The 10,671-nt window shown below is 58.3% G+C and carries 12 protein-coding genes and 1 tRNA gene; 7 read left to right on the top strand and 6 right to left on the bottom strand.

The features are described from left to right. A partial coding sequence (locus AKL28_RS04880; protein ID WP_156226233.1) for a glycosyltransferase family 9 protein occupies nucleotides 1-1,176 on the top strand: 1,176 nt, incomplete at its 5' end. Between the two features lie 49 nt (nucleotides 1,177-1,225). Here AKL28_RS04880 and AKL28_RS24340 read toward each other — a convergent pair. The 4 genes from AKL28_RS24340 to AKL28_RS04865 all read right to left on the bottom strand — a co-directional run bounded on the left by AKL28_RS24340 (nucleotide 1,226) and on the right by AKL28_RS04865 (nucleotide 3,809). After that, complete coding sequence (locus AKL28_RS24340; protein WP_156226232.1) at nucleotides 1,226-1,486, bottom strand: hypothetical protein; 261 nt, start codon at nucleotides 1,484-1,486, stop codon at nucleotides 1,226-1,228. A gap of 117 nt (nucleotides 1,487-1,603) precedes the next feature. Further along, nucleotides 1,604-1,697: transfer RNA gene (locus AKL28_RS04875), tRNA-Ser, on the bottom strand. Between the two features lie 123 nt (nucleotides 1,698-1,820). Then, complete coding sequence (locus AKL28_RS04870) at nucleotides 1,821-3,074, bottom strand: aspartate kinase (protein ID WP_050466933.1); 1,254 nt, start codon at nucleotides 3,072-3,074, stop codon at nucleotides 1,821-1,823. 453 nt (nucleotides 3,075-3,527) lie between these two features. Further along, the gene (locus AKL28_RS04865) at nucleotides 3,528-3,809 is read right to left on the bottom strand and encodes a DUF4148 domain-containing protein (RefSeq protein ID WP_050466932.1); all 282 of its coding nucleotides are present in this window, start codon (nucleotides 3,807-3,809) and stop codon (nucleotides 3,528-3,530) included. 222 nt (nucleotides 3,810-4,031) lie between these two features. Between AKL28_RS04865 and AKL28_RS04860 the strand changes: the two genes are divergently transcribed. Continuing rightward, nucleotides 4,032-4,943 carry a LysR family transcriptional regulator gene (locus AKL28_RS04860; protein WP_050466931.1) on the top strand — a complete coding sequence of 304 codons (912 nt, stop codon included), beginning with the start codon at nucleotides 4,032-4,034 and terminating at the stop codon, nucleotides 4,941-4,943. A 12-nt stretch (nucleotides 4,944-4,955) separates the two neighbouring features. On the opposite strand, the gene AKL28_RS04855 is transcribed toward AKL28_RS04860, so the two are convergent. After that, nucleotides 4,956-5,381, bottom strand: a complete 426-nt coding sequence (locus AKL28_RS04855) for a thioredoxin family protein (protein ID WP_050466930.1) — start codon at nucleotides 5,379-5,381, stop codon at nucleotides 4,956-4,958. A 111-nt stretch (nucleotides 5,382-5,492) separates the two neighbouring features. Between AKL28_RS04855 and tsaB the strand changes: the two genes are divergently transcribed. The 5 genes from tsaB to AKL28_RS04830 all read left to right on the top strand — a co-directional run bounded on the left by tsaB (nucleotide 5,493) and on the right by AKL28_RS04830 (nucleotide 9,206). Beyond that, nucleotides 5,493-6,212 carry a tRNA (adenosine(37)-N6)-threonylcarbamoyltransferase complex dimerization subunit type 1 TsaB gene (gene tsaB, locus AKL28_RS04850; RefSeq protein WP_050466929.1) on the top strand — a complete coding sequence of 240 codons (720 nt, stop codon included), beginning with the start codon at nucleotides 5,493-5,495 and terminating at the stop codon, nucleotides 6,210-6,212. A 74-nt stretch (nucleotides 6,213-6,286) separates the two neighbouring features. Then, on the top strand, nucleotides 6,287-6,715 hold the full coding sequence (gene rimI / locus AKL28_RS04845; RefSeq protein WP_231602338.1) for a ribosomal protein S18-alanine N-acetyltransferase: 429 nt from the start codon (nucleotides 6,287-6,289) through the stop codon (nucleotides 6,713-6,715). Further along, a complete protein-coding gene (locus AKL28_RS04840) occupies nucleotides 6,712-7,764 on the top strand; it encodes a uracil-DNA glycosylase (protein WP_050466927.1) in 1,053 nt (350 codons plus the stop codon). The genes rimI and AKL28_RS04840 overlap by 4 nt, the downstream gene beginning before the upstream one ends. 2 nt (nucleotides 7,765-7,766) lie before the next feature. After that, a complete protein-coding gene (locus AKL28_RS04835) occupies nucleotides 7,767-8,144 on the top strand; it encodes a nuclear transport factor 2 family protein (RefSeq protein WP_050466926.1) in 378 nt (125 codons plus the stop codon). 6 nt (nucleotides 8,145-8,150) lie between these two features. Beyond that, nucleotides 8,151-9,206, top strand: coding sequence for a DUF1853 family protein (locus AKL28_RS04830; RefSeq protein ID WP_050466925.1), 1,056 nt, complete (start codon nucleotides 8,151-8,153; stop codon nucleotides 9,204-9,206). A gap of 42 nt (nucleotides 9,207-9,248) precedes the next feature. Here AKL28_RS04830 and lplT read toward each other — a convergent pair whose 3' ends face one another. Next, the gene (gene lplT / locus AKL28_RS04825) at nucleotides 9,249-10,517 is read right to left on the bottom strand and encodes a lysophospholipid transporter LplT (protein WP_050466924.1); all 1,269 of its coding nucleotides are present in this window, start codon (nucleotides 10,515-10,517) and stop codon (nucleotides 9,249-9,251) included. Nucleotides 10,518-10,671: the final 154 nt, after the last annotated feature.

The following is a 10,671-nucleotide window of genomic DNA, read 5'->3' as shown; positions in this document are numbered from 1 at the left end:
GTCAAAAAAATCCTGATTGTCAGAAACGATCGTATTGGCGACATGATTGCCACTACAGCGTTAATCAGGAATCTGTCCAGGTGTGGTTATGCGGTCTACGTATCTTCCAGGAAGTCTTCTTTAGACATCATTCAATATAACCCTCATGTCAGCGGCACATTTGTGTATGACGACAGTAGCTTGGGGGCATGGCTCAACACAATCAGGGCGGTCAGGAAAGACAAATTTGATCTGGCAGTTGATGTCAGATGTAACCGGTATGTTGATATCAGGAATATTGTGTTTTGTTCATATATAAAAACACCGATCCTGGCAGGCTTTAATAAAAGTAATCTGGCGACGTTTAATTTTCCTATTCCCTACTATTCCCCTGAAAGTCACGTGACTGCGCAGTTACGCACATTACTGGACCAGCTTCACGTGACAGCGGATGACCTGCACTATGAGCTGTTTGTCAGTGACGACATCAGGCAGAAGGCCTTGTCTTTCCTGCAGTCTCTGGACGATGCCGGGGGGAAAAAGATTGCCGTGTTCAATCCTTTTGGTAGCGTTGCAGCACGGTTTTTGTCGGATGAGCAGATTGGTATTGTGTGCCAGTTACTAAGCACTGAATACCACATTGTGCTGATTGGAGAAAAAGACAGTATTCAACACTTGGAGGCATTGGATCATGTCTTTCTTTTTGATTCGCAAAGTGTACTGGATGTCATACCACTGATTGAACTGTCAGATATCGTGGTAACGGTAGATACCGCGATTGTGCATATGGCAACTTGCCATCAAAAAAACACGATAGCTTTTTATATCGATACGGTGCCTGTCGCACCGGTAAGTACAGATATTAAAGTCGTGCGTTCTCATGAGATGTTTTTGTTGAATAGTAAACTTGAAGATTATTTTCAGGATAAAAAGTACATCACAAAAGCAGCGCCAGACAGGACAATCCCTGTCAATCATCATGTATGGGCACCTAACAATCGTCATGCGCAACAGATTCTGTTTGACAGTGAGCCGATCCGGGATGTGGACAGCGCATTGTTTCAAACAGAAGTTGCCAAATCCCTGAAAGCGATCCATGAAGGGGAAGAAAAATATTGCCTGCAATCCGAAAAGAATAATGATCAGGACACGTACGTGTCTGCATGGCAGAGGAGTCCGAGATATAAAAATGCCTAGTGTGTACAGACTGGGCATTCATGGGGAAAACGGATAGGACGGGAGAAAACTACGGCTTGTTGAAGGTATGGCCGCAGTCCTGGCATCCATGATTGTTGAGTGCGTTGTTGTCGATGGCTTCGCCGACAGCGCCGCCGAACAATGCACCCGTGAGCGCGCCAGCTTTTAACGGTATTGGCGTCGGCCTCGTTCTGCTGGCGCTGGTTTTCTTTTTTGTGTTGGTTGGGGCGATGCCTTGGTCGACCAGCTTGCGAGCCACCAGGCCGGGATGGCGAGCTTGGGCATCGATTTTGGCGGTATGTGGGGACACTGCTAAAGATGCTGGATTTCAACGGATGTTAAAACACGTCCGGAAACAAAAAAGCCGCTGAGTCACTGGGACAGAGCGGCTTTTGCGAACAACTACGAACTTCTCAAAACATACTGTTGGCGGAGACGGAGGGATTCGAACCCTCGATACAGGTTTAAGCCCATATGCTTCCTTAGCAGGGAAGTGCCTTCGACCACTCGGCCACGTCTCCACACTGCAGGCAGTTACTACGTTGCCTCAGCGAAGTCACGCATAATAGCTTCTCAACTGCGTTTGGTCAATCGACGGTTTGCAAAAAATCGCCGATTTGTCCGCCGGACTTTCCGTGTTGCGGTTACTTGGCGCTGTCCAGGTCGAACGCCTTGTGCAGGGCGCGCACGGCCAGCTCCATGTACTTCTCGTCGATCAGCACCGAGATCTTGATTTCCGAGGTGGAGATCATCTGGATGTTGACGCCTTCTTCCGACAGCGTGCGGAACATCTGCGATGCGATGCCGACGTGGCTGCGCATGCCTACGCCCACCACCGAGACCTTCGATACCTTGGTGTCGCCGTTGATGGCTGCGGCGCCGATGTGGGCCTTGACGCTGCTGTCGAGTACTTCCACTGCCTTGGCGTATTCGGCGCGCGGCACGGTGAAGGTGAAGTCGGTCTTGCCTTCGACAGATTGGTTCTGGATGATCATGTCGACTTCGATGTTGGCGTCGGCGACCGGACCCAGGATCTGGTAGGCGATGCCCGGACGGTCAGGTACGCCGAGCACGGTGATCTTGGCTTCGTCGCGGGAAAATGCGATGCCGGTGATGGTTGCTTGTTCCATGTTGGTGTCTTCCTCAAACGAAATCAGGGTGCCGGAGACGGTCTCTTCGGCGAGCGGCATGAGCGGGTCGGTCAGCGACGACAGCACGCGGGTTGGCATCTTGTAGTTGCCGGCGAATTCCACGGAGCGGATCTGCAGCACCTTGGAACCCAGCGATGCCATTTCCAGCATTTCCTCGAACGTGACGGTGTTCAGGCGGCGCGCTTCGCTGACCACGCGCGGGTCGGTGGTGTAGACGCCGTCGACGTCGGTGTAGATCAGGCATTCGGCGGCCTTGATGGCGGCGGCGACTGCCACGGCCGAGGTGTCGGAACCGCCGCGGCCCAGCGTGGTGATGTTGCCGTCGGCGTCAACGCCCTGGAAGCCGGTGACGATGACAATCTTGCCGGCGTTCAGGTCGCGGCGCACCTTGGCGTCGTCGATCGAGCGGATGCGCGCCTTGGTGAAGGCGGAGTCGGTCTTGATCGGCACTTGCCAGCCGGCGTAGGAAACGGCTTCCTTGCCCAGCGCTTGCAGCGCAATGGCCAGCAGCGCCACGGAAGCCTGTTCGCCGGTGGAGGCCAGCATGTCCAGTTCGCGGCCGTCGGGCTGGGCCATGATTTCTTTGGCCAAGCCCAGCAGACGGTTGGTTTCACCAGACATCGCCGAGGGGACGACGACGATCTGGTGGCCTGCGTCGTGCCATTTGGCAACGCGCTTTGCGACATTCTTGATGCGCTCTGTCGAGCCCATCGAAGTGCCGCCGTATTTGTGAACGTATAAAGCCATAGGGATAAAAATAGGTGGCCCGACTTTGACGAACAACCGCTAGCTAGGCCGGAGGGAACAAACCCTTGACTTTACATCTGGTGCGTCAAAATCTCAAGGAAAAGCTTGCCTGACAAGGCTTTCTGATGAGGTTTTGTATGTTGCGATGCAGCAAAACATCCCGTGGGCAAGGTCCGGGATGCGCAATTTGGTGGGATTGGCCTCAGGCAATGCAAATTGCGTGCAAAAGCGCGATACAAAGAGGGAGGCGAGGGGAGTTGAAGAGGAGGGGGCACCAGCTGTCATGCGTTGCAGGTCTCGCAGGCGGCATGGCAGTTGGTGCTGCCGTACTGATGTGAGGCTTCGGTACTGCGTACTTCCTGTTACCCGTTTTTCAGCCCGGTACCGGTGGTTCGGACGCGCGGTGGCGGAACGCTGCCGTGAGGCTGAATGGCGGTCGTGCGAAAACGTCTATCAGGCGCCGTTGTACAGGCTGTCGGCCTTGCTGCTGCTGGCTTGCTGCACTTCGTTTTCCACTTGCTGGCGGCTCAGGTGAGAGCTGGCCTGGCGAACGATAGGGTATTCATTGCGAACGGCGAGTTCGCCGTTGGCACGGGCGCGTTGCAGTTCAGCCTTGACGTCGGCGCGAGTCTGGGTCGACACGAAAGCGGTTTCAGGTGGATATGGTGCTTCTGCCAGGGCGGCGCCAGCGGCGACCAGGAGAGCGGCGGCAACGGTAATGTTCTTGATGTTCATGATCTTGTCCTTCTTGTGTTGGTAAATTGATAAAAATCCGCAGGCACCTTAGCCGGTAAGCGGCTCCAGCCAACATGCGCAGTTCCTTCGGAGTCGGCTGGAAACGTTGTCTGTTGCATTCGTCCAACCGATGAACCCAGTCTAAATGTTGCCTATCCAAAGAAAAATGGGTTTAATCGGAATTGACTATTTCTCTATCTGGAACAATCGGGGGCTTGAAATATGGATCGGCTGCAATCAATGCGGGTGTTTTCCAAGGTGGTGGAGCAAGGGAGTTTCGTGCGCGCAGCGGAAATCCTGGAGATTTCCAACGCCGTGGCTACGCGGTTTATCGCCGACCTGGAGGCGCACCTGGGGACGCGTCTGCTGAACCGTTCGACGCGCCGCCTCTCGCTGACCGAGTCCGGGCAGGCCTATCTGGAACGTGTGCGGCTGATCCTGGCCGAGATTGATGATGCCGAAGCGCTGGTCTCGCTCGATACCAAGACGCCGGGCGGAACCCTGGCTGTCTATTCGCATGCGGGGTTCGGGCAGTCGCAACTGGGCGGGCTGCTGTCCGGATACTCCCAGGCCTACCCGGAAGTGGTGCTGGACGTGACCCTGTCCGACCGCGCCATCGATTTGGTGGAAGAAGGGATCGACATTGGTTTTTTCAGCAGCATGCAGAAGGTCGATGCCAGCATGATCGTACGCCAGCTGGGTATCGCCAAGGTGGTGCTGTGCGCCTCCCCTGGCTATCTGGACAAGCATGGCGCCCCGCAGAATCCGGAAGACCTGTCGCGCCATTGCTGCCTGAATTTTTCGCATGAGTATCTGCGCCACCATTGGCATGTCAACACGATCAACGGTGTGCTGGATGTGCCCATCGTGAGCAAAGTGGTGTCCAACAGCGGCGTATTGCTGCGGGAGTTCGCATTGACAGGCATGGGTATCGTGCTGCGGCCGTCCTTTTCGCTGGGCGACGATTTACGCAGCGGCAGGCTGGTGCGGGTATTGTCGGACTTCGATATCGGCCAGGTAGGTATTTCGATGGCCTATCCCAGCCGCCGCCTGTTGTCGGCCAAGGTACGCAGTTTCGTGGAGCATGTCAGCGCGCTTTATCCGCATCCGGAGAGCGATCCTTGGCTGGCCTGAGCCGGCAATGGGTCAGATGACGTCGGCCAGTTTGGCCAGCAGGTTGCACTCCTCCTGCCAGGTGCGGCGCTCTTCGGTGCTGATGGCCTCGCGTTGCAGATCGGCATCGCTTTTTTCCAATTGCGAGAGCAGGATGCGTTCCGCCAGCCGGGTGTCGGGCTCCATCGGGCCGAAGAAGGCGACGGTGGCGCCGCGTTCGATGAGCAAGGTGGGGAAGTTGTCGATGTCGAGATCGCCGACCAGGTCGGCCTGGTCTTCGATATCGATCCAGACGAAATGATGTTGCGGATAACGCGCCGCCCAAGCGTTGAAGGCAATGTCGTACTCACGGCAACTGCCGCACCAGGCCGCGCACAGGCAGGCGACGACCCAGGTGTCGTTGCGCAGGGCGTCTGCCAATTGGCGGCGGTTGGTCTGGTCTAATTTCTGGTAGGACATGGCGTCGCTATTCTACCCGCTTCGGCAGCCGTGGTTTTGCCCAGGAACAAACCGGGCGCCGGCGCTTGCGAACAGCGCGGGGAAAAGCCAGCCTCACGGTAAAATAGCGGGATGTCCACGATTTTAGCCATTGAAACATCCACCGAGCTCGCATCGGCAGCGCTGCTGCATCAAGGCGAGCTGATCGCGCGCGAATCTGCCGGTGCGCAGACGCATTCCGATTCGATTCTCCCCATGATCCAGCAATTGCTGGCCGAAGCAGGCATCGCCCTCTCCCAGTGCGATGCGCTGGCCTTCGGCGTGGGGCCGGGGTCTTTTACCGGCGTACGCACGGCCTGCGGCGTAGTGCAGGGGCTGGCCTTCGGCATCGACCGGCCGGTGGTGCCGATCGTCACGCTGGAAGCGGCGGCCCAGGCTTGCCGGGCAGCGCATCCCGATGTTCGTGAAGTCTTGCCCATCCTCGACGCCCGTATGGGAGAGGTGTATTGGGCGCGCTATCGTGCAGGCGATCATGGCGGCTGGGAAATGCTGGCCGAACCGGCATTGTCGGCGGCCGGGCAGGTTGGCACCGCGGGCAAGCCGGTGGCGTGCGGTAACGGCCTTGCCGTCTATGCGGCGCACTTCACACCGGATTTCTGCGCCAACGAATTCGCGGCCGCTTATGCGCAGTTCATGCCGCATGCCCGCCATGTGGCGAGCCTGGGCCTGTTCCATTTTGCTCAGGGACGCGCCTTGCCTGCGCAGGAGGCGCAACCGCTCTACCTGCGCAACAAGGTCGCACTGACTACTGCCGAACGCGAGGAGCGCGATGCCTTGAAGGGTGCGGCATGACCGCGTCGGTCGAGAGCAGTGCAGGGCTGTTGCCCGGATTGGAGGCACGGTTCGGGCCGCTGCAGTTCGCGCCGATGACGACAGACGACGTGGATGCGGTGGTCGAGATTGAAAATGCCGTCTATTCGCATCCGTGGACCCGCGGCAATTTCCTCGATTCGCTGTACAGCGGTTACCAGGCGCAGACCCTGCGCGATGGCGCACATGTCTTGCTGGGCTATTTTCTGGTCATGCTGGCGGTGGAAGAAGCTCATCTGCTCAACATCAGTGTGGCTGCCGCGCACCAGCACCAGGGGTTCGGCCAATTGCTGCTCAATCAGGCCACCGCGCTTGCGCGCAGCAATGAGATGCGCACCATGCTGCTGGAAGTACGAGAGTCGAATACGCATGCGATCAAGGTATATAAACGCTATGGCTTTTCCGAAATCGGTCGGCGCAAGAACTACTATCCGGCTGAGAACAATACCCGCGAAGGGGCTATCGTCATGAGTCTCGCGCTATGAGTGAAGAATTGAAGAACGAGGAACAATACGGTTCCTCGCTGGCATTGCTGGATGCATTGGGCATCGGTCCGGTGTGGGTGCGGCGCGATCTGGCTGTAGAAGAGGCCGTGACTGCAGAAGGCGCAGCGGCCGCAATTGCCGAGTTGCGTCAGGAAGCGCCGGTGCCGGAGGCTCCTGCCCCGCGTCCTGCCATTCAGGCGCCGGCAGTCGGCCATCTGGAGAATGCCTTTGCCGCGTCTCCGGCAACCGCTCCTGCATCGCCACCGGTTGCACGCCCCATGCCGGCTGCGCCGTCGTTGCCGCGTACGCCCGAGCGTCGCGGCGCGCCCCCCGAAGACGATGGCGGGCCGCCTCCATGGCTGGACGAGATGGATTTCGCAGCATCGATGGAGCCGCTTCTGGTGCCCCATGACGATGAGGAAGACAGCGCGCCTGCGGCAGTCGATCCGATGATCGCCAGGATTGCCGCCATGGAGTGGCCTCAGCTCAAGGAAATCGTGGCCGACTGCCGCCGCTGCGGCTTATGCAATGGCCGCAAGAACACCGTCTTCGGCGTCGGCGACGAAAAGGCCAAATGGCTGTTCATCGGTGAAGGGCCGGGACGCAATGAGGATATCCAAGGCGAGCCATTCGTCGGACCGGCCGGCAAGCTGCTCGACAACATGCTGGTGGCGATGGGCTTGAAGCGTGGCGACAATGCCTACATCGCCAACATCGTCAAATGCCGCCCGACCGATGACAACGGACGCGACCGCCCGCCGTCGCCGCAGGAAGTGGCGGCCTGCCTGCCTTACCTGCAACGCCAGATCGCGTTGATCCAGCCGACGGTGCTGGTGGCGCTGGGCAAGACCGCCGCGATCTCGCTGCTGGGCCTGGATCCATCGACACCGGTATCCAAGCTGCGCGGTACCGTGCATCGGTATCAGGATCTGCCGCTGGTGGTGACCTACCACCCCGCGTATCTGCTGCGTACGCTGGGCGACAAGAGCAAATCCTGGGCTGACCTGTGCCTGGCGATGACGACCTGCGAACGCCAGTCGGTGCAATGACAATGGGCGACGATATTCAAATGATTGTCCAAGGCGAAAAAGACATAGCGGCTGCTCACTTATCGCTCGATTTGGACGTGCTAAACAGGCTTTATCATCCTGATTTTATTATTGCTCAACCCGATGGAACTTTCGAAAACAAGACCGATGTTCTAGCCTCTTATGGCAGTGGGGAAAGACATTGGACTTTAGCGGAAGTGGATCAATTAACGGTCAAGGTTTCCGGAGATAGCGGAGTGGCTTTTGGCCGTTGGCGAGCCATCGGGACAAACAAAGAGTTGCATTTCAATTACGCAGCGAAATTTTGTTCGGTTTGGGTAAAGACGAACCATGGTTGGCAAAACTTTGCATATCAATCCTGCGAAATCCCATTTGAATAAGCCTGCATGATGGCCGACGCCCGGGAGTGTCCTGCTTCAGTGAACTGCCAGGCGCGGTTCCATGAGCGCTGGCCGGCGCTGCGCGATCCGCATGCGCGCGCGCTGGCCTGGCTGCTGGATGCGCCGGATCTGATGGCCGCCGATGCGCCGTGCTGGGAAGGACGTATCGCAACCCTGGGGCCGGTCGGCGAAGAGGTCGCCGCATGGTTGCGTGCGCTGGAGCAGGATCCGCAGCTAAACCGGCAATTGCACGACTACATGGCGCGCCAGCCTTCCGCGCGGCTGGGCCGCTATGCCGAGAAACTGCTCGGTTTCTATTTGCAGCAGCGCAGGCAACTGGTTGCCGCCAACCTGCAGGTGCGCAACCATGGCGCTACCCGCGAGACCCTGGGCGAATTCGATTTTCTGGTGCGGCGCCCTCATATCGATTCCGGCAACGGGCTCGAGCATTGGGAATTCGCCACCAAGTTCTACCTGCTCGAACAGGTTTCTCCTCAATCCGATCCATCAGGCGAGCTGCCGCCCGATGCCTTCGTTGGCCCCAACCTGGCTGATTCGCTGGGCCGCAAGATGCGCAAGATCATGCAGCAGCAGTTGATGCTGTCGCGCCATCCCGCAGCCGCTGGTGTGTTGCCGGAGCCCGTTGTGTCCGCGCAGGCGCTGGTCAAGGGATGGTTGTTCTATCGCGAGCCGTTGTCGTCGTTGCCGCCCGTGATGGGGATTTCGGCCGATCATTGCCATGGCTTCTGGAGCGACGCGGCGGCTTTGCGGGAGCGCTATGCAGAGCAGTCAGGCCAATTGCACTTCCTGTTACTGCCCCGGCTGGAATGGCTGGCGCCGGCGCGCGCCGATATCGGCCGCACGCTGGGAATGGATGCTTTGCAGGAGCAGTTGGCTGAGCGCTTTAATGCGGAGCCAGCGCCGGTCATGCTGGCGGTATGCAGAGGTCCAGAGGAGGGCGAAGGGAGCGATGTCTTCGAAATCGGGCGTGGCTTTATCGTACCTGACGGCTGGCAGCAGCGAGCGGCCGAGCATGTCAGGCATGCAGTAATACGGATTTGAGAAGGGGTAAGGAGAGGATGGCACGCCACGCGTGCCGAAGCCTCAATGGTGGTGCTTGTCTTCGCCGATCAGCGCGAGCGAATCGTGTTCGCGCTGGTTGGCCGCGTGGCGGCGCATGATCAGGTACATGATCCCGGCCACGAAGGAGCCGAAGATGATGATCACGGTGTTCACATCCAGGTTCATGCGCACCATGAAGGCGTACAGCACCAGCATGGTCAGCACCGAGAGGTTCTCATTGAAATTCTGCACCGCGATCGAGTGGCCGGCGCTCATCAGCACGTGACCGCGGTGTTGCAGCAGCGCGTTCATCGGTACCACGAAGTAACCGGACAATGCGCCGATGATCACCAGCAACGGATAGGCAATCCAGATCGAGGAGGTGGTGGTCATCAGCATCACCACGATACCCATGATGATGCCCAGCGGCATCACGGACAGCGATTTCTTCAACGGCACGAAACGGGCGGCGGCCATCGCGCCCAGCGCCACACCCACGGCCACGATGCCTTGCAGGATAGCGGCCTTGTCCAGCGGCATGTGCAGCGACTTCTCGGCCCATTTCAGCACGATGAACTGCAGCGTGGCGCCGGCGCCCCAGAACAGGGTGGTCACCGCCAGCGAGATCTGGCCCAGCTTGTCTTTCCAGAGTGTGGTGAAGCAGCCGGCGAAATCGATGATCAGGCGGATCGGGTTGCGTTGCTGGTGTTCGTAGCGGGCGCCGGTATCGGGGATGCTGAGGTTGAACAGCGCGGCGATGATGTAGATGACGGAGATGATGCAGAGTGCCGCTTCGGTGGGCGTATCGATGGGGAGGTCGATGAGGGGGAAATCGAAGCTGAGGATGACCGAGGAAACATGCGGATTGACCAGCGCGCCGCCCAGTACCGTTCCCATGATGATGGAGCCGACCGTCAGGCCTTCGATCCATCCGTTGGCGGCTACCAGTTTTTCCGGTGGCAGCAGTTCGGTGAGTATCCCGTATTTCGCCGGGGAGTAGGCCGCCGCCCCGAATCCGACCACCGCGTAGGCCAGCAGGGGGTGGACGGTGAAAAACATCATGCCACAGCCGACGATCTTGATCATGTTGGTGATCAGCATCACCCGCCCCTTGGGGAAGGCATCGGCGAACGCGCCGACGAAGGCGGCCAGCAACACGTAGGAGAGGACGAAAAAAAGCTTGAGCAGTGGAGTCATCCACGGCGGGGAGTGCATTTCGGCAAGGAGAGCGATAGCGGCGATCAGCAGCGCGTTATCGGCGAGCGACGAAAAAAATTGCGCCGCCATGATGGTGTAGAAACCGCGATTCATCCCTGTCCAAAATGTAACAAATTAGCTCCGGCTAGCTTTATACCATGAAACCATGGCGTGCCAATGATAAGTCTGACCTGAAAGATATTCGTCCGGTAAAATGCCCGCTTGTTCCCCGGCAGGGCAAACTTCCGGGCGATTTGCGGCGCAGCAG

Source organism: Herbaspirillum chlorophenolicum, assembly GCF_001189955.1.
Classification (GTDB): domain Bacteria; phylum Pseudomonadota; class Gammaproteobacteria; order Burkholderiales; family Burkholderiaceae_D; genus Herbaspirillum; species Herbaspirillum chlorophenolicum.
Note: the sequence above shows the minus strand (reverse complement) of the source record. Positions and strands in the feature narration are given on the sequence as shown.

Bases quoted from the DNA above. Each gene is read 5' to 3' on its own strand.
- AKL28_RS04870 (WP_050466933.1), bottom strand. From the start codon at position 3,074: ATGGCTTTATACGTTCACAAATACGGCGGCACTTCGATGGGCTCGACA.
- AKL28_RS04865 (WP_050466932.1), bottom strand. From the start codon at position 3,809: ATGAACATCAAGAACATTACCGTTGCCGCCGCTCTCCTGGTCGCCGCT.
- AKL28_RS04860 (WP_050466931.1), top strand. From the start codon at position 4,032: ATGGATCGGCTGCAATCAATGCGGGTGTTTTCCAAGGTGGTGGAGCAA.
- AKL28_RS04855 (WP_050466930.1), bottom strand. From the start codon at position 5,381: ATGTCCTACCAGAAATTAGACCAGACCAACCGCCGCCAATTGGCAGAC.
- tsaB (WP_050466929.1), top strand. From the start codon at position 5,493: ATGTCCACGATTTTAGCCATTGAAACATCCACCGAGCTCGCATCGGCA.
- rimI (WP_231602338.1), top strand. From the start codon at position 6,287: ATGACGACAGACGACGTGGATGCGGTGGTCGAGATTGAAAATGCCGTC.
- AKL28_RS04840 (WP_050466927.1), top strand. From the start codon at position 6,712: ATGAGTGAAGAATTGAAGAACGAGGAACAATACGGTTCCTCGCTGGCA.
- AKL28_RS04835 (WP_050466926.1), top strand. From the start codon at position 7,767: ATGGGCGACGATATTCAAATGATTGTCCAAGGCGAAAAAGACATAGCG.
- AKL28_RS04830 (WP_050466925.1), top strand. From the start codon at position 8,151: ATGATGGCCGACGCCCGGGAGTGTCCTGCTTCAGTGAACTGCCAGGCG.
- lplT (WP_050466924.1), bottom strand. From the start codon at position 10,517: ATGAATCGCGGTTTCTACACCATCATGGCGGCGCAATTTTTTTCGTCG.